Below are 21,680 nucleotides of genomic sequence, written 5' to 3'. Positions count from 1 at the left end.
AATATTTGTAATGAAGAAATTTTTAAGAGTCTTAGTGCTTGTTTTAGCGCTTTATTTTCTTGTTTTAAATCCAATTTATTTTATATACAAACACCACATAAGCTTTGGTTATAAAAATAGAAGTTTTTACGTTAAAAATTTGGCTTTTAAAATAGATGGAAAAGATATAAAAATAAATAAAATTATATTTTATAGGCTTGGGATAGGCATAAAAGGGCTTTCTTACAGCTCAAAGCCAAGATATTTTTATCTAAAAGATGGAGATATTTACATTTATCATAAACATATATATGCCGATGCCAACCAGTTAAACATCATCCTTGTGGCCCAAGAAAACAAACCTTCAAATGTGCCAGATTTTAATCTAAGGCTTTACGAAAGATTTTACAAAATACTTCATGTAAATGTTAAAAATCTTTATATAGCTGGTGCAGATAGATTTTCAGACAACGCTTTTGCACTTTTTATACCCAGAGTTAGCCTTAAAGATGGCATTCTTCATACAGAAGATTATGCTCGTTATGTTTATCTTAGTAAAAGCTCAAAACAAGAGCTTTATGTATATGTGCCAAAAGCATACCTTGAAAATGGTTATTTTGTAGCAAAGGATGTAAACGCCGTGTCCTCTTTGTACGATTTTAATATAAACTTTTGGTGGGCTCATAGAATAGGTAAAGCTATAGCTTCTGGTTTTGTAATACCTATAAAAACACCGGTTTTTGAGACTTCCACGTTAAACGGTATTTTAAAAGCTTTTATAAAAAATAAAGATGTATATTTTACATCGAACCTAAAAATAGACAATATATACATACCAAAGTTAAAACCTATAAAAAATGCTTCTTTTGATATAAAGGGATCTGTTTTAGATCAAGGGGGTGTGTCTTTTGACGGTATCTTAAAAAGCCCTTTGGCAGAGCTTTATATAAATTATACGGATACACAAAACGATTTTGATATAAAGGTAAAAAATCTTTATTTAACCAACAAAGATATAGCTTCAAATATAAAATATACTATAGATTTATACGCTGGTGGAAAACTATTTTACAGCTTAGACAACAAAATCCTAAACTTAGATTTAAAACTTTCAAATGTAAGACTTTACAAGTATAAATTTGGTATTGGGCTTTTAAAGGGAAAACTTGATTTTAAAAGAAAAAACGCTGGTAGTTTGTATTACTCTTTGTATGGAAATCAAAGTGTAAAAGGTTATATAGCTTTTAATAACAAAAACATTTTTACAAAAGCGAACTTGGATAATTTTTATATCTCTTACAACAATGTAAACGCTTCTATAAGCGGTATTTTACAAGCAAATCTTTATCCTAAGTTTTTTGTAGAAGGATATTTAAACGCATCTTCTATAAAAGCCCCTTATGTAAATGTTAGTTCTTTACCTATAATGCTTTCTTACAAAGATAATATTTTTACACTTTCTAGTGATTCATCTTATATGAGTGCTTTATTTACTTATCAGAAAAATATTATAAATGGCTATGTAAAACCAAAGCACCTTATGATTTACAAGTATATAAACGGTGCAATTTATACCGTCAATTTAACAAATGGTATTATCACTATATCAAACAACAGCATATATATAAACAACGTAGGGTTTAGCGCTTCAAATTCAAAAAATCTTTACGCTTTTGGCAATATAAATGGTGCTGGAACTCTTAAAAATATCTCTGGAAACGTTGAGATATCAAATGCAAGTTATAGCTTTTTGAAAAATATAAAAGGAAATGTATATTTTTCTTATAAAAACAATATGCTTAATCTAAAACCCACTTTGCAAGAACAAAACTTTTTACTTACTTCAAATCTAAACATATCAAAGTCAATAAACTTCAATGCTAAACTAATAGGTAAAAATAAGATTTTGCATGTGGATTTGGCTTTTAACGGTAGTGTTGATAATAAAGAAAATATAAACGCCGTTGGTTTTGTAGTTTATAAAGGTATAAAAATACCTATAAACTTTTATATAAAAGATGAAAACGGTATATATACTATGTACGCAAATGGTTTTGATATTAAGTATAAAAACCTTTATATAAATGTGGCAAGTATAAGAGGATCTTCTCAAAAAGATGGCAATATAAATTGGAAAACAGATGGATTTAAGGTATATCTTTACAATCAGCCTATTTTGGAAAGCTCAGTTATAGATGGTGTACTTAGTTTAAAACCTTTTTATTTGAAATCAAACCAAGCACATATAGATGGTCTTTTTAAGGGAAGTTTTTACTTTGGCTACGATAAGAAGTTTTATACAAGCTCAAACGGTGTTATAGATATAGATGATACTTTGGCCTTCATCAAATCAAAGCTTCCTTTCTTACTAGCTGGTAACATAAACTACGCTATTAATATAGATGATAAAGACATAAACTTATATCTTAAAAGCCAAAAACCTGTTTTACTTCTTTCAAAATATTTATCTTTACCTTTGTACAGCGATATAAACCTTGATATAAAAACCTCTAAAAATGGCTATTTTACACCTGTTAACCTTGTATTTTCATCTTCTAATGGTAAACATTTAATAGCTTTTAATATAACAACCTCTAACCATAACATTTATATAGGTTCTTCTTTAAAGAGATTACCAGTTTATTTATATTCAAAAAATGGCTATTATCAAGGATTCGTAGATGGAGTTGTCAATACAAGCTATGTTTTTAAAAATCTTTCTTCTTTTATAGATATAAAAGGGTACCTTGATCCAAGGGGTATTCTTTATATCAAAAGCTTTTCCACTGGTTCTTCTTATGGAAGCTCTCCTAAACTCCCTAAAAATCTTTATATGAATATAGATATTAAAAACTCAACACCGATTACCGTCATGTTGCCAGAGGGAAACATATACACTGGTATAGAAGGAAAAGTCTTTGCAAGAAATGGAAATTTTGGTTATAATCTAAATTTGAAGGCTTTCAGTGGAGAGCTTACTTACTCTGACAAAACATTTTACGTAAGGTATGGCATGCTAAAACTAAGAGATGCCAACAAGTATATAAACGTACTCTTGATGTCGCCAGGAGACTCTTACAACACCTATATATCGTTGGTGGGAAATTTGGAAGATCCTACTTTTGATATATACTCAAATCCACCTATGCCAAGAAATGAGCTTTTGTCTTCTTTCATATTAAATAAATCTGGTATAGCAGCACTTCCTATCAATGCTATGGCAAGCAAATTAGCAAAATACTCACCTTCTGGTTTGGCAAGCAGCATATTTGGGACAAATGTAAACTTAAGCGTATATCCAAGTCAAAGTGCAAACGGTAGCTTAAATACAAATGTAGAAATGAGCAAAGACATATCAAAGAATATAAAACTAAAAGCTCATATTAGCACAAGCCAAAATCCTCTTGATACTTATTATGGGGGTTCTATAAAACTAACCCCAAACACCTCTATAGAGTTGCAGATGTATGGAAATGGCTCTTCGGAAGGTGATATGAGTTTTGAAAAACGCTTTGATTTTGGTAGATGATGGAAGATTTAGAAAAACCCATATCCCTTATAAAAGATTTACTTTCAAGCGATATTAAGTTAGAAAGGGCAAAAGGTTTTGGGGCTTATCTTAGCAACGCATTAAAACCATACATATCAGAAAGCCTTTATAAAAGCCTAAATATAATAGACGAACTTTCAAAGGAAAAGAAAAAAGCCCTTTTAGAACAAATACTTCAAGAGTTAGAGGCTTTTAAAAGACCAAACTACCTATCTATATCAACTCAAAAGCAAAAACTTAGAAGGCTAAGGGATTTAAACATAAAGATAGAGGATATGGATTTTCTAAATAAAAACCAAAAGAAGATACTCCATGCAAGCGGTCTAAATACCCTAATGGATGTACTTTGGTATTTTCCATACACTTATGAAAATAGGCTTGTGTCAAAATCAATTTCCTCATTAGCTTTAGATACTTATGGCACTGTTTTAGTGAAGATAGAAAACCTCATATATGACGAAAAAGAAAAATACCCTTTTAGTATAATCACAACAGACGGTAAAACTAAACTAGCTTTAAAGTTTAAGGCAAAAGATAAGTCTGTGATGGGCTGGTACCAGAAGGGACAAAATATAGTAGTATATGGTATGCTAAAAGAGTTTAGAGGCCAGAAATATATGATACATCCAAAGATATTTAGTGAGTCATCAAAAGAAATAGATATCGTAAAACCTGTTTATCCGTTGGAAAGATTTGAAGATCCCCAAAGCTTACTAGCTTCCTCTTCTCAAAAAAGAAGAAAGCTCTTAGAGTCTTCTATAAAAGCAATATTAAACTACTACAAAGATTACTGGCAAAATTTACAAGATATATTACCAGAGGAGTTTTTAAAAGACAACGATTTGATACCTCTTTCTACAGCTTTTAAGATAATACACGCTGAGGATTACTTTAAAGACTTTAAAAGCTTTGAATCTATGCTATCAAAAGCCAAAAAACGGTTTTTATACGAAGAAATATTTGTATTTGAACTTGCCATGTTAAAAAGGCGCTCTTTGGTAAAATCTCTAAACGCTCCTTCTATAAACGCTGACCCAGATAGCATAATAAAAGAGGCGCAATCTCATATAAGCTTTCCTCTTACAAATGCACAAAAAAGAGCTATCACAGAAATAATAAACGATATGAAATCTACAAAACCGATGAGTAGGTTGCTTCAAGGGGATGTGGGAAGCGGTAAAACTATGGTAAGTATAGCCAGCGCTTTGGCGGTGCTAAAAGAAGGTTTTCAAGTGGCTCTGATGGTGCCCACTGAGATATTGGCAAACCAGCATTATAAAAACTTTCATGATTTTTTCTCAAAGTTAGGTTATAGAGTTGGGCTTTTAACATCTTCAACATCAAAAACAGACATTCACAAACTTATATCTATAGGGGAGATAAATGTAGTAATAGGTACCCATGCTTTGGTCCAAGAAAAAGTAAAGTTTAAAAACCTTGGTCTTGCCATAGTAGATGAACAGCATCGCTTTGGCGTAGCTCAAAGGCAAATACTGTTAGAAAAAAACAACAACCTTATGCCCCATATGCTTTATATGAGTGCTACTCCTATACCTAGGACTATAGCGATGGGGATTTTTGGAGATTTAGATATTTCTGTTTTAGATGAAATGCCAGCCATGAGAAAGCCAGTAAAAACCTCTGTTTTGTATTCAGACAATCAAAAGGATATGGCGTTTTTGATAGAGCATATAAAAAAAGAGCTATCAAACGGCAACAAAGTATACATAGTTTATCCTCTTATAGAAGAGTCCGAAAAACTAGATTTAAAAGCTGCTCAAACCGAATATGAGAAATGGAAAAATATATTTGAAGATTACAAAGTGCTTCTTTTGCATGGTCGTATGAATGACAGGGAAAAATCAAGCGTTATGGAAGAGTTTAAAGAAAGTGGGCATATATTGGTATCCACCACCGTTATAGAAGTAGGTATAGATGTAAAAGAGGCTAGTACTATTGTTATAGAGGATGCTCACAGGTTTGGTTTGTCTCAGCTTCATCAGTTAAGAGGAAGAGTAGGTAGAGGTGATAAAGAAGGCTATTGTTTCTTATTGGTAAATAGCTCTTTTATTAAAAGCCAAAAAATTACAGAACAAAATGCCACGTTGCAAAGATTACGTATTATGGTAAAAACTAGAAATGGTTTTGAAATATCTTTAGAAGATTTAAAATTAAGAGGACCTGGTGATGTGCTTGGACTTTCACAATCTGGTTATTTTGGTTTTAATTTTGCAGATTTAAAAAACGAAGAACATCTAAGATTGATGAGTACCATAAGAGAGGCTATTCCAAAGTACAAAAAAGGTATAAGCGAAGATCTTATGTGGTTTGTAAATAAAAAGTATATGGATGAGAAGGTTATTGTGGCTTAGTAAACATGTTTAATATGTCTTCTTTTTTCTTAACGCCTATAAAGGCGTTTAATACATTACCTTTTTCTATTAAAACCGTAGTCGGAGTGCCCATTATACCTAACTCTTGAACAAGTTTTGCCCCTTCTTTGCTAAATACGTCTATTTTCTTAACCTTTACCTCTTTTATAGAGTCTATTATAGGAGCCATCACTTTACAAGCACCACAGTTTTCAGAATAAAAGTAAAGTATCAATCTTTTTTCATTTTTAAACTCGTTTAATGTGGCTCCTTTTAACTTTTTCATCTTGTATATAGCTAAAAGTCTTAGGCTTATAATAAAAGCTAAAAATAAAATTAAAAATATGATAATAAGCGTAATAATAGCATGCATATCAGAGCACCTTAAAGCTTATTTTATAGATATCTGAGTTATTTTGGATAGGTATTGTACCTACTTTTCCGGTGATAACAAATATACCTTCTTTTGTAGATATTATACCTTCTATGGCTTCTTCAAAAGAAGCACCTCTTAATTTTTTCATATACACAAGTTCGTTGTCTTTGCCACCTATATCAAGAGCGTAAAGATTGCCGTAAGCGTATTTTGTAATACCAAAGAACTTTTCTATGGAGCTTTCTTTGTTGGCGCCGATTAAAAATACCGGTAAACCTTCTAAATTAGAGGGAGTACCCTTTTCATAAAAAATATACTTCATCGTAGTATCGTTTATAAAAGGTATGTTTACATAAGCATAAGACCCACCAAATACCGCTGAAGATGAGTATAGTTCTGTATCGTTTTTAAATACCCTAAGCCTGTGGGAGCTGTCTATGAATATGGTATCGCCTTTGTATAAAGAAGCCCCGTCTATTCTAAAACCAGCTGGCACATCTACATTCTGAACAGCTTTTACTTCACCATTTTCAAAAGCAAGCTGTTTTACAGCTCCAAATTTGCTATCGGCTGTGAAAGTCTGACCCCAGAAGGTTTTATGTGGATGTTTCTTATCTAAAATAGACATAAAGTAATGAATGTGTTTTGCAACAATTACTGGGCTATCTCCTATCATTTTTACTATAAAAGAAGACATATCTGATCCAGTAAACATATTTACAAGTATATAATCTTCTTTGCCCTGACCTATTCTTCCTACGCTCACAGAGATAGGATGACCTGCCGGTAGGCTCATGTCTGCTATTTTTACTACATCATCTCTTAAAAGCTGATAGATTAAAAGGTTATCCCTTGTTAAAAGCACCAGATACTCTTTGCCGTTACCATAAAGATCTCCAACGTCCGCACTTAGCACCAAAGAACCCACAGACTTTATAAATTTTGATGTTACAAGAAGATGCAAGTCTCTAATGGATGCTTTTTTTATGACAACACCCTGAGAGGATGCTTCATATATAGATTTTTTGATAAAACCACCTGGGATCCTGGAAAAGGCAATGCCGTAACCTTTTGGAAACTCTTTTATGGTAAGAGCACAGTTTTCGCCGGATTTTACGTTTGGAAATATGGCAGCTATATCGTAGAGTTTTTCATCAGAACCTTTAAAACATATATCTGATGTGTCTATTTTGGCTATATCGCCTACGCTTGGTTTTTTACCAGAAATAATATTGCCTACTGCAAAATTATCGTAAACTTTTTCTATTTTTACTTTTGCAACTTCTTTATAGGAATAACCTAAAAACTGATGGCTAAGTGGATTTATAATACGTCCAGTTTGCTCTTTTATATCAAGCACCTCACCTACGTGTAGGTCTTTTCCCGCTATATATACTTCGTTATTTTTTACATTTATCACTTGATAGGTTTCTTTGTTAAGCTTTTGCAAGAAAGAATCTAAATTGCCCCCGTATGAAATGCTACATAAAACAGCTAAACTTAGCAAAAACTTTTTCATAAACCCTCCTATAGGTTTTCTATAATTTTTTTGGTCATTTCTTTTGTGTTTACCTTAATACCTTCTCCTCTATATAAATCTTGGGTTCTATACCCTTGAGCCAATGCTTTGTCAACTGCATCTTCTATAGCTTTTGCCACATCGTCCATTTTGAAGGAATACTTAAACATCATCGCCACTGAGAGTATAGTGGCTATTGGATTTGCTATGCCTTTACCTGCTATATCAGGAGCAGAGCCGTGTATTGGTTCGTAAAGGGCGTATTTATCCCCTAAGGAAGCAGATGGAAGCATACCAAGACTTCCTTGTATAACACCAGCCTCATCAGATAGTATATCTCCAAATATATTGCCAGTTACTATGGTATCAAAAGAATAAGGTCTATTTACAAGTTGCATAGCGCAGTTATCTACATAAAGATGTTCTAATTCTACATCCTGATAATTTTTGTGTTCTTCGTTTACTATATCTCTCCAAAGCCCAGACACTTCTAATACGTTCGCTTTATCAACGCTGGTGAGTTTTTTCCTTCTTTGTCTTGCTATCTCAAAAGCCTTTTTTACCACCCTTCTTATTTCTGATTCTTTATAACCCATTGTGTTAAAGCCGTATCTTTCGCCGTTTTCGAGCGTTGTTATACCTCTTGGCTCTCCGTAATACACATCGGAAGAAAGCTCTCTTACCACCATCAGATCCGTGCCTTTTACTACTGATTCTTTTAAAGGGGAGCTTTCTATGAGAGCATCAAAAACTTTAGCAGGTCTTAAGTTTGCATATAGATCTAAGGCCTTTCTTATACCAAGAAGCCCTTTTTCTGGTTTTTTATCTGTGGGTAAATCATCCCACTTTGGTCCACCTACAGCCCCAAGTAGCACCGCATCAGATTCTTTGCATATTTGCACAGTTTCTTCTGGAAGAGGATTGCCTGTTTTATCTATAGCTATACCACCTATTAGGCCTTCTTTTGTTTCATATTGGAAGTTGTATTTTGAGGCTAAGCTATCTAGTACTTCTAAAGCACTATCTACAATCTCAGGGCCTATACCATCACCTTTTAAAACAGCTATTTTTAATGTCTTCATGCTTTTATTTTAGCATATTTCCAAGCACAGCTTAATATATTATTCAATTTCTATCTCTAAACAAGGGTTAAAAGGATAGCAGTTGTATTTTGCGTTTTTTACGTAGGCTTTTTTATCTTTTACAAAAACTCTATTTTGTTCTATCCATTTTATTACTTGGGGTAATAGCTTATGTTCTAAGCTTAGGACTTTTTGTTCTAATATATATTCTGTGTCTTCTTGGTCTATGGGTGTAACCGCTTGGGCAATTATGCAACCAGCGTCTATATCCTCTGTTACAAAATGCACGGTAGCCCCGCTAAACTTAACACCAGATTCTATAACTCTTTTGTGTACATCTATTCCTTTAAAAGCTGGTAGCAAAGAAGGGTGTATGTTTATTATCTTTTGTGGATAGTCTTTTATAAAGCCCTCAGAAAGAATAGCCATAAACCCCGCTAGTACGATAAAATCTATGTTCTTTTCTTTTAAAAGCTTTAAAGCGTTTTCTTCAAACGCATATTTTGGTTTTGGCTCAAAATAAAATGTTTCTACGCTATAAGACTTTGCTATATCTATGGCTCTTGCGTTTTTGTTGTTTGATATGACGATAAACTCTGAGTTTAAAAACCCTTTGTTTTTGGCTTTTAGTATAGCTTCTAAATTTGACCCTCTTCCAGATACAAAAATTGCCATTTTCATAAAGCTTTTGCCCTTTTTATAAATTTTTCTAATTTATCAGGATTTTTTTTACCTGGTTTTTCTTCAACCCCAGATGCTACATCAACAGCATAGGGTTTTATATCTTTTAAGTGTTGAACGTTTTCTTCGTTTAAACCCCCAGATACAAAAAAATTCCTTTTCAAAGTTTTTAATATATTCCAATTAAAGCTCTTACCAGTGCCTCCATATTTATCTGATAACGTATCAAAAAGTATAAGATTTTCATCCCAGCATTTTTCTATATCTGGTAGTTTATCTTTTACTCTAAATACCTTTATAATCCTATTTGATATACTGTAAGTACAATCCTCATCTCCATGAAGCTGGATAAAATCAAAATAATTAAGAAGCTCTTTTACTGTGTTTAAAGGCTCATTCACTATTACTCCTACTGTCGGTATTTTTAAATGCTTTTTTATTTTAATAGCCTCTTCTAAATTTATGTATCTTTGGCTTTTAGGATATAGTATAAAACCTAAAAAATCAGCTCCAAGTTCTTGGGATAAAAGGGCATCTTCTAAGTTTGTAATACCGCATATTTTTACCTTTGCCATATTACCCCTCACGCTCTTTTAAAGAAAGAAGTATAAGCCCTGCTATGGATAAACTCACAGCGCTATCTGCCACGTTAAAAGCTGGCCAGTAGTGATCTCCTATATGGAAATACAAAAAGTCTGTCACTTTGCCATAATACACCCTTTCAAACAAGTTTCCAAAAGCCCCGCCTGAGAGCATACCCATTAGTATACTAATTTTTGTATCTTTGCTTTTAAAAGCATAAAAACCGCTTACAAATATGGCTATCACCGGAAGGACTTCCAAAAGCAACACTCTAAGCATGCCACCCAAACTAGATAGCATACCAAAAGCAATGCCAGTGTTGTATATAAGCACTATTTTTAGTATAGGTAGTACATCTACACTTTCGTTTGGTTTTAGTATGCTTTTTATCTCTATTTTTGTTATCTCATCCAAGATAAATACCGTTAAGAATGTGATAAAGTATATTAAAAGAAATCTTTTAGGCTGTTTTTCCATATATATTTTGCTGTTTCCAAATCACATCTTAGAAGTTCTCTGCCGTTGTATTCTATGGTAAAAGATTTTTCTGATATGATGCTTCCTATGAGCATCCAATCGAGATTGGTTTCTTCCACTACACTCTTAAACTGCTCTTCTAAATCTTGGTCTACGCTTACCACTACCCTTGTGGGATTTTCTGTAAACAAAAACATCGTTGGGTCTTCGTCTACATAAAGGCTTATGTAGGCTCCCAAGTTTGTATCTACTAAACTCTCGAATATATTTACTATAAGACCGCCCATCGATACATCGTGAGCTGAGAGTATTAAATCTTTTTGGATTAGGCTTATAAGAACTTTAGATAAGAGTTTTTCTTTTTCAATATCTACTTTTGTAAGAGCACCTTTTACACTACCAGTTAAAATTTTCTGTACAAGGGAACCATTTAGAGTATACTCTTGGTTTAAATTTCCTATAAGGAACAGATTAGAGGGTTTTTTAAACCTGTGATCCATGTGTTTACGTACATCTTCTAAAACTCCAACCCCAACTACCACAGGCGTTGGCATAATATTTGTGATGGTGTTTCCTTCAACGGTTTCGTTGTATAACGATACGTTACCGCTTATTACCGGGACGCCAAACTCTTTCATCGCATCTGCCATACCACTTACGCAAAGCTCTATCTTTATTGCCACATCTTCTCTTTTTGGGTTTCCAAAGTTTAGGCAATCGCTAAAAGCAAGGGCTTTGGCTCCTACGCAAGCTAAGTTTCTAGCGCATTCCGCTATAGTCCATCTTGCCCCTTCGTAAGGGTCTGCTTCCATATAGTAAGCGTTTCCATCAGCTTTTATAGCTATTCCCTGATCTGATTTTACGGCGGGTCTTAAAGGCCACTTTATCCTTAAAACTGCCGCATCGCTTGAAGGTCCTATGACCGTATTAGTGCCTACTTCAAAATCGTATTGAGTATATATATGCTCTTTTGAAGCTATGTTTGGATTTGATATTACCTTTAAAAATAACTCTTTTAGGTCTATTTTATCTGGCAAAAATTTTTCTTTGGCTGGTGTAAATTCCTTAGAAGGTGTTGTGTAGCAGCTTGGCACACCTTCTGCTACTATTTTATAGTCCAAAGATGCTACTTTCTCATTTTTGAAGTATACGTTTACCGTGTTTGATGTGGTGGTTTCTCCTAACACACACCAAGAAAGGTGAAATTTGTTTGCTACGTTTATTAACTCTTGTAAGTTTTCTTTTTCGGCTATAAGAAGCATTCTTTCTTGGCTTTCTGAAAGGAGTATTTCGTAAGCGTTCATGTCTTTTTCCCTAAGTGGGACTTCGTCTAAGTTTATATCAACACCCATATTTGATTTGTAAGCTACTTCAAAGCAAGCGCCAGCTATTCCTCCAGCTCCTAAATCTTGTATACCCACCACCAATTGGTTTTCTACCACATACATTATAGCTTCTAAAAGTTTTTTGCCGTAAAAAGGATCGCCTATTTGGACGTTGGAACGCTTTTTCAAAGCTTTTTCATCAAACTGAGAACTAGCCATCGTAGCTCCGTGTATGCCGTCTCTTCCGGTGGATGAGCCTAAGAGAAATAGTATCTGACCTACTTTAGTGGCTCTTGCTTTGTATATTCTATTTTTTGGCATTACGCCTATGCAAAAAGCATTTACAAGAGGGTTTTTTTCGTAGCAGCTATCAAAAAATGTCTCACCACCAACGGTGGGTATACCTATACAGTTGCCATAGTGACTTATCCCCTTTACTACCCCTTTGGTGATCCTTTTGGAGTTCTCTCCAAATCTAAGGGAATCCAGTATCGCTATAGGCCTTGCTCCCATAGACATTATATCTCTTATTATCCCCCCTACTCCTGTAGCAGCACCGTTAAAGGGATCTATAAAAGATGGATGATTGTGACTTTCTATCTTAAAAGCAAGCCAAACATCTTCTAATTCTATAACACCAGCATTTTCACCGGGTCCTTGAACCACGTAAGGAGCTTCTGTTGGAAATTTCTTAAGAAGGGGTTTTGAGCTTTTATAAGAACAATGTTCAGACCATAAAACACCAAATATACCGAGCTCTATATCGTTTGGCTCTCTACCTATGAGAGATTTTATAGTTTCATACTCTTGCTGTGTAAGCCCATGTAAATTATCCATTTTAAATATTTTAGCATAGGTTTAAAGTAGGTTTGATAATAAATATATTATACCTATAAAAGCCAAAGACAAAAGCGCAAACTTTAAAATACTTATAAAGAACAAACTAAGTATTGTATAACTCAAAATAGCTGGTTTTCTTAGGTGTATAGCGTCGTATTTGTGAGATATATATACGATAGCCCATATGGTGGCAAAGTAGATTATTGTATCTACGACAATTGCATACATAAGACTTGATAGATTTATATGAAAAGGCAAAGACCCCAACAGTTGATTGAGTAAGCTATTTTGAGGATTCATCTTTTGTATCGTCTTCTGGCTTTTTAAACCATAAGCTTTTTGGAAGTATTACAATTTTTTCGTTGGGCCTTTGCATCTGCATATACTCTGCGGCAAACTTTTTCATAAAGAAGTTGGGGTTTTCATCTATTTGCTGTTTTTTTGCATAAAGGTATTGATATCTATCCTCTTCTTTTTTTAAAAGAGCTTCTATAGGGGCATTGGATTTTTCAAGGGCTATAAGTGAGAATATATTGGAAGAGCTTATAAAAATATTCCATATCGTATAAAATATAGCCAGCGAGAAAAACCCAAGCGTTATAAAGTTACTGTAAGAACGGCCAAAATTCTTCTTTTGACGCATACATAGCTCCGTAGCCAAGGTACTCTTCTATCCTTAGAAGCTCGTTGTATTTGGCTATCCTTTCAGATCTTGATAAAGAACCTGTTTTTATCTGTCCTGCGTTTGTACCTACAGCCAAATGAGCTATAAAGGTATCTTCTGTTTCCCCGGATCTGTGAGATATAACGGTGTTGTAGCCGTATTGTTTTGCCATAGCTATGGTTTCCAAGGTTTCTGTGAGAGTGCCTATTTGGTTTAGCTTTATAAGTATTGCGTTTGCTATGCCTTTTTCTATACCATCTGCAAAGATTTTTGGATTTGTGGCAAACACATCATCTCCTATAATCTGTACCTTATCTCCTAAGCTTTCTGTAATCATCTGCCATCCTTCTTCATCATCTTCTGAAGCTGGGTCTTCTAACGATATTATCGGATAGTTTTCTAAAAGCTTTATGCAAAAATTAAGAAGTTCCTCTTTGTCATACTGCTTACCATCTATAGTATATATACCGTCTTTGTAAAACTCCGAAGCTGCAAAATCAAGACCTATGGCGATGTCTTCTCCGGGTGTATATCCGGCTTTTTCTATGGCTTTTAGTATAAACTCTATAGCTTTTTCGGTGGATTCTAAGTTTGGTGCAAAACCACCTTCATCTCCTACACAGGTGGCAAAACCATTTTCTTTTAGCAAGCTCTTAAGCACATGAAACGTCTCTGAAGCCATCCTAAGGGCATCAGAAAATGTCTCGGCTCCATAAGGCACTATCATAAACTCTTGTATGCTAAGAGGGTTGTCTGCATGTACTCCGCCGTTTATTATGTTCATAAGAGGCACAGGCAATTTTTTTGCAAACACGCCTCCTAAATATGCAAAAAGTGGTATTCTAAGCTCGTTGGCCATGGCTCTTGCCACTGCCATGCTTACAGAGAGTATTGCGTTAGCTCCTAAGTTTGATTTGTTGTCTGTGCCATCAAGTTCTATAAGTGTTAAGTCAAGCTCTGTTTGGTTAGAAGCGTCAAGGCCTATTATGGCTTTTGCTATTTCTTTGTTTACGTTTTCTACGGCTTTCAAAACACCCTTACCAAAGTATCTCTCGTCGTTGTCTCTTAGCTCTAAAGCCTCTTTTGAGCTGGTGGAAGCACCACTTGGAACTATAGCTACACCCATAGCTCCCGATTCCAACAACACTTCTGTTTCTACCGTTGGATTGCCCCTTGAATCAAGCACTTCTCTTGCTTTTACGTCTGCTATTTTACTCATAACTCCTCCTTTTGATAAAATAGGCACGAGGGGGATCGAACCCCTGACCTCAGGCGTGTCGAGCCTGCGCTCTCCCAACTGAGCTACGCGCCTTATTTTCCTATTATATCATATCTACTGGTTGCACCGCTCCAAAGCGTCTTTTTCTTTTAGAAAAATCCTCCACTATCATACAAAGATCTTCTGGTGTAAAATCCGGCCAGTATTTTTCACAGAAGAAAATTTCAGCATAAGCTATATCCCAAAGCAAAAAGTTCGATATTCTTTTTTCGTTTCCAGTTCTTATTAGAAGGTCCACCGCCGGTAGAAAATGAGTGTCCAAAGCTCTTTTTATATCCTCTTGAGTTACTTGATTTTTTTGAGATACAAGTCTACCACTGCTCAGCAGCTTGTTAAAAGCCCTTGTGATGTCGTCCAATCCACCGTAATCTACAGCCAGTGTTAGGGTTATAGCGTTGTTTTTTTCGCTTTTTTGTTCTATACTATCCATGTATTGAAGAAGCTCTTGTGGTATTCTGTCTTTTCTTCCTATAAATTTCATCTTTATGCCGTTTTTTAATATACTTTCTTCTTTTCTTATGAGGTATTCTTTAAAAAGCTTAAAAAGAACATCTATTTCTTCTTTTGGTCTTTTCCAGTTTTCTGTTGAAAAAGCAAAGAGCGTTAAATAACCCACTCCCAGTTCTTTAGCTTTTAATGTAACGGGCTCTACTACCTCAGCCCCTGCGTAGTGCCCATAAAATCTACTTTTACCTTTTTCTTGGGCCCACCTTCCGTTACCATCCATTATTATAGCTATGTGTTTTGGCACATTTAAGTCCATTAAATTAGTATAAACTAAAAAAGTGAAATCAAGATGAAATTATATGTTGTAGTTTTCTTCTTCCTCCTCTTCCTCTATCTCGTTGAAGTTTAAGTCTATTCTCTCAGCAGGTATTATTGTAGTTATAGAGTGTTTGTAAACCAACGTTTGTTGTTTACCATCTTCTATGAGGATTGTATAAAGATCAAAAGATCTAACTTTTCCTTGCAACCTTACGCCGTTAAGAAGATATATAGATACTTTTACCTTAGACTTTCTTATTTGGTTTAGCATCAAATCTTGTAATCTTGCTGCGTTTTTGCTACCCATAGCTTTACCTCTCAAAGTTAATAATTTATTATTATATCAAAATTTCATAAAAATTACAGGCTTTTGATTTATAATAGATAATATGATAGAGGATATCTTGAAAGAAGCTGAAGAGAGCATGAAAAAGAGTATAAACCATTTTAAGAGCGAGTTGGCAGGCTTTAGGACAGGTAGAGCTTCTACATCGCTGGTGGAGGACATCAAGATAGAGTATTACGGCTCTAGAGTGCCTATTAAACAAGTGGGTAATGTAAGCGTACCAGAGCCAAACCAGATACTCATTCAAGTGTGGGACCAAAACGCCATATCACCTATCGAAAAGGCTATAATGGAACAGCTTTCTTTAAACCCGGCAAGACAAGGAAATACCCTACGCATTACACTTCCACCCCTTACTCAAGAAAGACGTAAAGAACTTGTGAAGCTTTTACACAAAACCACTGAAGAAGCAAAAGTGGCTATAAGAAACATAAGAAGAGATGCAAAAGAGATGATAGAGTCTTTAGAAGGTATATCTGAAGATGAGATAAAAAGGGCCCTCGATAAGCTTCAGAAAATCACAGACCATTATATAGATGAGATATCAAACCTATCTTCTTCAAAGGAGAAAGAGATTACGGAGTTAAAATGAACATATCAGAGGTTTTTGGGCTTTTAAAACAAAAAAATAAAATAGCATTGCTTTCTTACATGGTGGCTGGATACCCAGATTTGGAAACTTCTTACAAAGCTTTTGATATACTCTTAGAGCAAGGCTCTGATATGATAGAGATAGGTTTTCCTTTTTCAGATCCTGTAGCAGATGGACCCACTATTCAAGAGGCTCACACGGTAGCCCTTCAAAACGGCATCACCCATAAAGATATATTTGATCTTTCTAAAAGCCTAAAAACAAAGCACAAAGACAAACCCTTTTTGCTTATGACGTATTTTAACCCTATTTTTAAGATAGGGCTTGATAGGTTTTTTGAAGAAGCGAAAGAGTCTGGAATAGATGGTTTTATAATACCAGATTTACCAGCAGAAGAAGCTCAAGGTGTAAAAGATGCCTTAGAGCAAAGATCTCTTAGCCTTGTGATGCTTTTGGCTCCAACTTCTTTTAAAAACAACAGGGTCCAAAGTGTTTGTGAGATGTCATCAGATTTTGTTTATATGGTATCTATTACTGGTATTACCGGTGCAAGAGACAAACTACCCATAGAAAGTATAAAAGAATATACCACTAACTATAGAAAACATTGTCATAAACCCATAGTTCTTGGTTTTGGTATATCAAGCAAGGAGCATATAGATAGTTTAAAGTCTTATGTGGATGGTGTGGTAGTGGGTAGTCATTTTGTTAAAAGCCTAAAACAAAGAGGCTTGGAAGGGTTAAAAGAAGAAGCTAAAAAGCTTTCTGAAGCCACCTATCTATGAAAGTCCTTGTGGTAGAAGATGATAAGATACTTTTAGAGCTTTTGTGCAAAAAGTTAAAAGAAAACGGCTTTTTGTGTGAAGGTGCCGAAAACGCTCAAGATGCTATTCTATATTTAAAAGCGGAAGCGTTTGATGTGATATGCCTTGATATCATGCTTGGGAAAGACAGTGGTATAAATCTATGTAAGGATATAAGAGAACTAAACAAAGAATCTTCTATTATATTTATAAGTGCTATAGCAGATTTATCCACCAAAACAAAAGGTTTTGAAGAATGCTTAGCAGATGATTATATCACAAAGCCCTTTAGCGTAGAAGAGCTTATCCTTCGTATAAAAGCCGTTGTAAGAAGAAAGCACAACATAAAAGGAAGCGTTGTAAAGCTAAGAGAAAACGTCCTTTACGATATGGATAGAAAAGTTCTTATAGTGGACGGGGAAGAGAAAGAGCTTACTAGAAAACTTGCCTGCATATTGGAAACTCTAATATTAAAAGCTGGAAAACTGGTATCTTATGAAATGCTTATGCAAAATTGCTGGGATATGGCAGAAGCTCCAAGTCAAGATTCTATTAGGACCCATCTTAAGCTTTTAAGAAAACTTTTGAAAGAAGAAAATAAGGACCTTATAAGAAACGTGCCAGGGCTTGGCTACAGGCTTGTTTAGAAATATTTTTATAAACGCCAGATTAAAGTTTGCCGTTTTAAACTCTTTTATATTTATCATCATAATGGGGCTTTTTTATTATCTTCTTTACAACCTTTACGTGAGTTATGCAGAAGAGATCATAAAAAACCGCTCAGAAGATATAGCAAAAGTGGCTTTGTTAAAAGCTGTAGAAAAAAAACTCTTTACATTGCCTCCCGGTTTTAGCATAACCATAGAGCGTAACCACAAAATTTATTATAGTGCCAACAACATGGATAAAGACGATAAAAGGGCTATAAAGCTAAAAGATAGATTTGAATACAACGGCAAAATATACACCGTTTTCTTAAAAGCATCGGTGGAAGACATCGTTGAATCTGAAAAACGTATTATGTTTTACGCAAGTTTGGTGTTTTTTGGGCTTACGATGGTGGTTTTTGGGATTTCTTACTGGTTTTCTGGGATTTTCTTAAAACCTATAGAAGATTACACCCAGAAGCTCGATATAGTCCTAAAAGGAAGCATGCACGCCATAAACACACCGCTTAGTATTTTAAAGCTTTCTGATATAAAAGATAAAAGGGCTAAAGAGGCCATATCTCGCATTGAAGATGCCATAGGGCGTGTGAAGTCTATTTTTATATCAAAACCAAGCCAAGAAACTCTTTTAAATATAAACGCCTTTGTAGAAGATGCGTTGGATGCCCTTGAAGATTCTTTGGAATCAAAAAACATCGCTGTAAATCTTGAAGAGAATACAACACTTAAAGTATATGGAGACCCTGTGGATATTTCCATGATAATAGAAAACATCTTTGACAACGCTATAAAATACAACAAAGAAAATGGTTTTATAAACGTAAAAATATCCTCTTCTAAGCTTGTGGTGGAAAATCCAAGTGAGCCTATAAAAGATACTTCAAGGCTCTTTGAGCTTTTTTACAGAGAAGATGAGTCAAAAGAAGGTTTGGGTCTTGGGCTTTACATAGTAAAAACGTTGTGTGAGAGAAATGGTATATCTGTAAAAGCCAAATACGAAAACGGCATTTTTAGGATAGTGCTTGAATGGTAAAGTTTATATAACTATATTATAAGATTATGGATATCGTAGCGCTTATAGAAAAAGCCCCGGAAGAACCAGGTGTTTATATCTTTAAAAACCAAAAACATTATATTTATATAGGTAAAGCTATAAATATAAAAAAGAGATTGCTTCAGCATCTAAAAGAAAGAGAGCAATCTAAAAAAGAAGCTAATATATTTAATCATTCTAAGGAGCTTGAATGGATAGTAACAAGAAACGAATACGAAGCTCTTCTTTTGGAGATGGATCTTATAAGGACTCACAAGCCAAAATACAATGTGCTTTTAAAACATGGCAGTGGCTACCCTGTTATACTTCTTACCGATGATGAATATCCCACTGTTAAAATCACCAGAGACACATCTCAAAAAGGAGAAGCTTTTGGACCATTTTTAAATATAAACAAAGCCATAAAAATTAAAAAACTTATACATGCTACTTTTAGATTAAGAACTTGTGAGGAAATGCCAAAAAGACCAACCCCTTGTATGGATTATCATCTTGGGCTTTGTTCTGGTCCTTGTGCAAACCTAATATCCAAAGAAGACTACGCTATAAGCGTAAAATCTGCAAAAGCGTTTTTGTCTGGCAACGTAAAAGACGTGCTTCCCACTCTTTATGAAAAGATAGAGCAATATGCTTCAAATCTTGCTTTTGAAAAGGCGGCATTTTTAAGAGATCAGGTGCTTGTGCTTCAAAATATAGTGGATGGGCAAGGGGTTTTTCTATACGATATAGAAGAGGCTGATGTGTTTTATTTGGAGGGTTATAGTTTATGGCTTTTTATAATAAGAAACAAACGCCTTGTAGCTCATAAGGAGTTTCGTTTAAACAAAGAACTTATTATAAATTATGAAGAGATGCTTGGTACATACTATATGTCAAATATAGTACCCAAAAAAATTGTGGCAAACTTTGAGCTAACTGAAAATTTTAGGCTTTTTATAAAATCAAAACGAAAAGACGTAGCGTTTTCAAACAACATTCCAAAACCGCTTTTAAAGATAATAGAGAAAAACGTAGTTTTAAAACCAGACACCAAAGAGTTTGAGAGTGAGTTTTACAAGCTTTTTGGAAGAAAGGCCCCAAAATTGATAGAATGCTTTGATATAAGCCACTTTCAAGGTCAATATACCGTAGGCTCTATGGTGGTGTGGGAAGATGGCAGTCTAAACAAATCAAAATATAGAAGGTATAGGATAAAAACCGTAGATTACATAGATGATTTTGCATCGTTAAAAGAAGTCCTATCAAGAAGGGCAAAAAGGATAGTATCAAAAGAGGACCAAACTCCTGACATGTGGCTTATAGACGGTGGTAAGGGTCAGCTTTCAATGGGTATTGAGGTAAAGGAAAAGTTTTTATTAAACATATACATTTGTTCTTTAGCCAAAAAAGAAGAAATCATTTATACAGAAGACGGGCTTGAAATCCCAATTAAAAACCACCAAGCTCTTTATAGGGTATTTGGGCTTTTAAGAGATGAAGCACACCGGTTTGCCATCACCTACAATAGAAACCTCCGTTCAAAAGAGTTTATAAAAGATACTCTTTCAAAGATAAAAGGCGTTGGCAAGGTAAAAAAAGAAATTATATATAGACATTTTGATAGTTTGTATGATTTTATAAGATCTGACGATGAAAAGCTTAAAAAACTTGGTATATCAAAATCCATAAAAGATCAAGTAAGAAAGATGCTCGGTGAGAATTAGGGATTTTTAACAACTCCACCAAATCCTGAAATGCGCTGATAGCGCTCTAGTATGCCAACGGCATTTCTCACATCGTATAATAAGCGTCTGTTAAGAAAACAGGCGTCTGAAATGCGATTTTATCGCTCTAGTGTGCCAACGGCATTTCTTACACTACCAGTGCCTGTTCTCTCGTCAACCCCCGAAGTAAAATGCGCTTCCATCGCTCTGTGGTTTATTAATAAGTACCGAGCTCATAAAATTTTTGTTATGATGTGCTAAAATAACACTTATGGCAAATATTGGAAGGGATAGAAAATCAAAACAAAAAATAACTATAGATCAACTAAAGCAAAAACTTTCTGAACTAAAACCTATTCTTGAAGAGAAGTATAAAGTGAAAGAGATAGGCATATTTGGCTCTTATGTGAGAGGTGAGCAAACAAAAAATAGTGATCTTGATATACTTGTGGATTTTTACGAAGTTCCTGATCTTTTTACGTTTGTTGAGCTCAACAACCTGTTATCAAAAGCGCTTAAAATAAGAGTGGATCTTGTTATGAAATCGGCGCTTAAACCATACATTGGCAAAATCATCCTTCAGGAAGCCATTTATCTGTGAAAATAAAACGTGAGATAAGAGATTACATTTTAGACATAAAAACCGAGTGCGAATATTTAATTAACAAATCTAATCGTTTAACTTTTGAAGAATTCCTCCAAAATGAGGAGCTAAAAAGAGCTTTTGTTAGAAGCTTAGAAATCATTGGAGAAGCTGCAAAAAATATCCCAAAAGAACTAAAACAAAAGCACCCAGAGATTAAATGGACAAGTATTGTAGGTATGAGAAATAAATTAATTCATGAGTATTTTGGAGTTGATTATCTGGTAGTATGGAAAACTATAGACCTAAGGATACCAGAGCTTTATCAAGTGATACTTAAATTAGTTGATGAACTGTAATGCTATATTATATAGTCATCAAGCTGTTTCATCTGAACTGTTCGGGTTTTAACAACTCCACCAAATCCTGAAATGCGATTT

21 protein-coding genes and 1 tRNA gene are annotated in these 21,680 nt (G+C 34.5%); 9 read left to right on the top strand and 13 right to left on the bottom strand.

The window, feature by feature from the left end:
- The first annotated feature begins 10 nt into the window (after positions 1-10).
- Both HYD3684_RS06305 and recG read left to right on the top strand, forming a co-directional pair.
- Positions 11-3,508 carry a translocation/assembly module TamB domain-containing protein gene (locus HYD3684_RS06305; protein ID WP_015419840.1) on the top strand — a complete coding sequence of 1,166 codons (3,498 nt, stop codon included), beginning with the start codon at positions 11-13 and terminating at the stop codon, positions 3,506-3,508.
- Entirely contained in the window at positions 3,505-5,901 is a 2,397-nt protein-coding gene (gene recG, locus HYD3684_RS06300; RefSeq protein ID WP_237698590.1) for an ATP-dependent DNA helicase RecG, read from the top strand. Before HYD3684_RS06305 ends, recG begins: the two co-directional genes overlap by 4 nt.
- Here the strand turns inward: recG and HYD3684_RS06295 are convergent.
- The 13 genes from HYD3684_RS06295 to hfq form a co-directional block, all read right to left on the bottom strand.
- The gene (locus HYD3684_RS06295) at positions 5,888-6,274 is read right to left on the bottom strand and encodes a thioredoxin family protein (RefSeq protein ID WP_015419838.1); all 387 of its coding nucleotides are present in this window, start codon (positions 6,272-6,274) and stop codon (positions 5,888-5,890) included. The two genes, recG and HYD3684_RS06295, sit on opposite strands and share 14 nt — an antisense overlap.
- Before the next feature lies 1 nt (position 6,275).
- Complete coding sequence (locus HYD3684_RS06290; protein WP_015419837.1) at positions 6,276-7,796, bottom strand: hypothetical protein; 1,521 nt, start codon at positions 7,794-7,796, stop codon at positions 6,276-6,278.
- An 8-nt stretch (positions 7,797-7,804) separates the two neighbouring features.
- The gene (gene leuB, locus HYD3684_RS06285; RefSeq protein ID WP_015419836.1) at positions 7,805-8,878 is read right to left on the bottom strand and encodes a 3-isopropylmalate dehydrogenase; all 1,074 of its coding nucleotides are present in this window, start codon (positions 8,876-8,878) and stop codon (positions 7,805-7,807) included.
- Between the two features lie 39 nt (positions 8,879-8,917).
- Positions 8,918-9,559 (bottom strand): phosphoribosylglycinamide formyltransferase, encoded by a 642-nt coding sequence (gene purN, locus HYD3684_RS06280; RefSeq protein WP_015419835.1) that lies wholly within the window; start codon positions 9,557-9,559, stop codon positions 8,918-8,920.
- Positions 9,556-10,134 carry a phosphoribosylanthranilate isomerase gene (locus tag HYD3684_RS06275; protein ID WP_015419834.1) on the bottom strand — a complete coding sequence of 193 codons (579 nt, stop codon included), beginning with the start codon at positions 10,132-10,134 and terminating at the stop codon, positions 9,556-9,558. The genes purN and HYD3684_RS06275 overlap by 4 nt, the downstream gene beginning before the upstream one ends.
- Position 10,135: 1 nt before the next feature.
- Positions 10,136-10,618 carry a signal peptidase II gene (gene lspA / locus HYD3684_RS06270; RefSeq protein ID WP_015419833.1) on the bottom strand — a complete coding sequence of 161 codons (483 nt, stop codon included), beginning with the start codon at positions 10,616-10,618 and terminating at the stop codon, positions 10,136-10,138.
- Positions 10,588-12,780, bottom strand: coding sequence for a phosphoribosylformylglycinamidine synthase subunit PurL (purL, locus tag HYD3684_RS06265; RefSeq protein WP_015419832.1), 2,193 nt, complete (start codon positions 12,778-12,780; stop codon positions 10,588-10,590). The genes lspA and purL overlap by 31 nt, the downstream gene beginning before the upstream one ends.
- A gap of 21 nt (positions 12,781-12,801) precedes the next feature.
- Complete coding sequence (locus HYD3684_RS06260; RefSeq protein ID WP_015419831.1) at positions 12,802-13,083, bottom strand: hypothetical protein; 282 nt, start codon at positions 13,081-13,083, stop codon at positions 12,802-12,804.
- On the bottom strand, positions 13,067-13,426 hold the full coding sequence (locus HYD3684_RS06255; RefSeq protein ID WP_015419830.1) for a hypothetical protein: 360 nt from the start codon (positions 13,424-13,426) through the stop codon (positions 13,067-13,069). Before HYD3684_RS06255 ends, HYD3684_RS06260 begins: the two co-directional genes overlap by 17 nt.
- A complete protein-coding gene (gene eno / locus HYD3684_RS06250; protein ID WP_015419829.1) occupies positions 13,389-14,666 on the bottom strand; it encodes a phosphopyruvate hydratase in 1,278 nt (425 codons plus the stop codon). Before eno ends, HYD3684_RS06255 begins: the two co-directional genes overlap by 38 nt.
- Before the next feature lie 20 nt (positions 14,667-14,686).
- Positions 14,687-14,759, bottom strand: a tRNA-Val gene (locus HYD3684_RS06245).
- Positions 14,760-14,769: 10 nt separating this feature from the next.
- Positions 14,770-15,489 carry a polyprenyl diphosphate synthase gene (gene uppS / locus HYD3684_RS06240; protein ID WP_015419828.1) on the bottom strand — a complete coding sequence of 240 codons (720 nt, stop codon included), beginning with the start codon at positions 15,487-15,489 and terminating at the stop codon, positions 14,770-14,772.
- A gap of 39 nt (positions 15,490-15,528) precedes the next feature.
- Complete coding sequence (gene hfq, locus HYD3684_RS06235) at positions 15,529-15,798, bottom strand: RNA chaperone Hfq (RefSeq protein WP_015419827.1); 270 nt, start codon at positions 15,796-15,798, stop codon at positions 15,529-15,531.
- Between the two features lie 82 nt (positions 15,799-15,880).
- Here hfq and frr point away from each other — a divergent pair, with 82 nt between their 5' ends.
- From frr to HYD3684_RS06200, 7 genes are all read left to right on the top strand, one after another.
- Entirely contained in the window at positions 15,881-16,429 is a 549-nt protein-coding gene (frr, locus tag HYD3684_RS06230) for a ribosome recycling factor (RefSeq protein ID WP_015419826.1), read from the top strand.
- Positions 16,426-17,214, top strand: coding sequence for a tryptophan synthase subunit alpha (gene trpA / locus HYD3684_RS06225; protein WP_015419825.1), 789 nt, complete (start codon positions 16,426-16,428; stop codon positions 17,212-17,214). Before frr ends, trpA begins: the two co-directional genes overlap by 4 nt.
- Positions 17,211-17,879 carry a response regulator transcription factor gene (locus HYD3684_RS06220; protein WP_015419824.1) on the top strand — a complete coding sequence of 223 codons (669 nt, stop codon included), beginning with the start codon at positions 17,211-17,213 and terminating at the stop codon, positions 17,877-17,879. The genes trpA and HYD3684_RS06220 overlap by 4 nt, the downstream gene beginning before the upstream one ends.
- Positions 17,860-18,933 (top strand): HAMP domain-containing sensor histidine kinase, encoded by a 1,074-nt coding sequence (locus HYD3684_RS06215; protein WP_015419823.1) that lies wholly within the window; start codon positions 17,860-17,862, stop codon positions 18,931-18,933. Before HYD3684_RS06220 ends, HYD3684_RS06215 begins: the two co-directional genes overlap by 20 nt.
- Before the next feature lie 26 nt (positions 18,934-18,959).
- Positions 18,960-20,657, top strand: coding sequence for an excinuclease ABC subunit UvrC (gene uvrC / locus HYD3684_RS06210; protein WP_015419822.1), 1,698 nt, complete (start codon positions 18,960-18,962; stop codon positions 20,655-20,657).
- 271 nt (positions 20,658-20,928) lie between these two features.
- Entirely contained in the window at positions 20,929-21,258 is a 330-nt protein-coding gene (locus tag HYD3684_RS06205) for a nucleotidyltransferase (protein WP_015419821.1), read from the top strand.
- Positions 21,255-21,599, top strand: a complete 345-nt coding sequence (locus HYD3684_RS06200) for a DUF86 domain-containing protein (RefSeq protein ID WP_015419820.1) — start codon at positions 21,255-21,257, stop codon at positions 21,597-21,599. The genes HYD3684_RS06205 and HYD3684_RS06200 overlap by 4 nt, the downstream gene beginning before the upstream one ends.
- Positions 21,600-21,680: the final 81 nt, after the last annotated feature.

Source organism: Hydrogenobaculum sp. 3684 (genome assembly GCF_000213785.1).
Taxonomy (GTDB): Bacteria; Aquificota; Aquificia; order Aquificales; family Aquificaceae; genus Hydrogenobaculum.
This window is presented reverse-complemented; position numbering and strand designations above follow the sequence as displayed.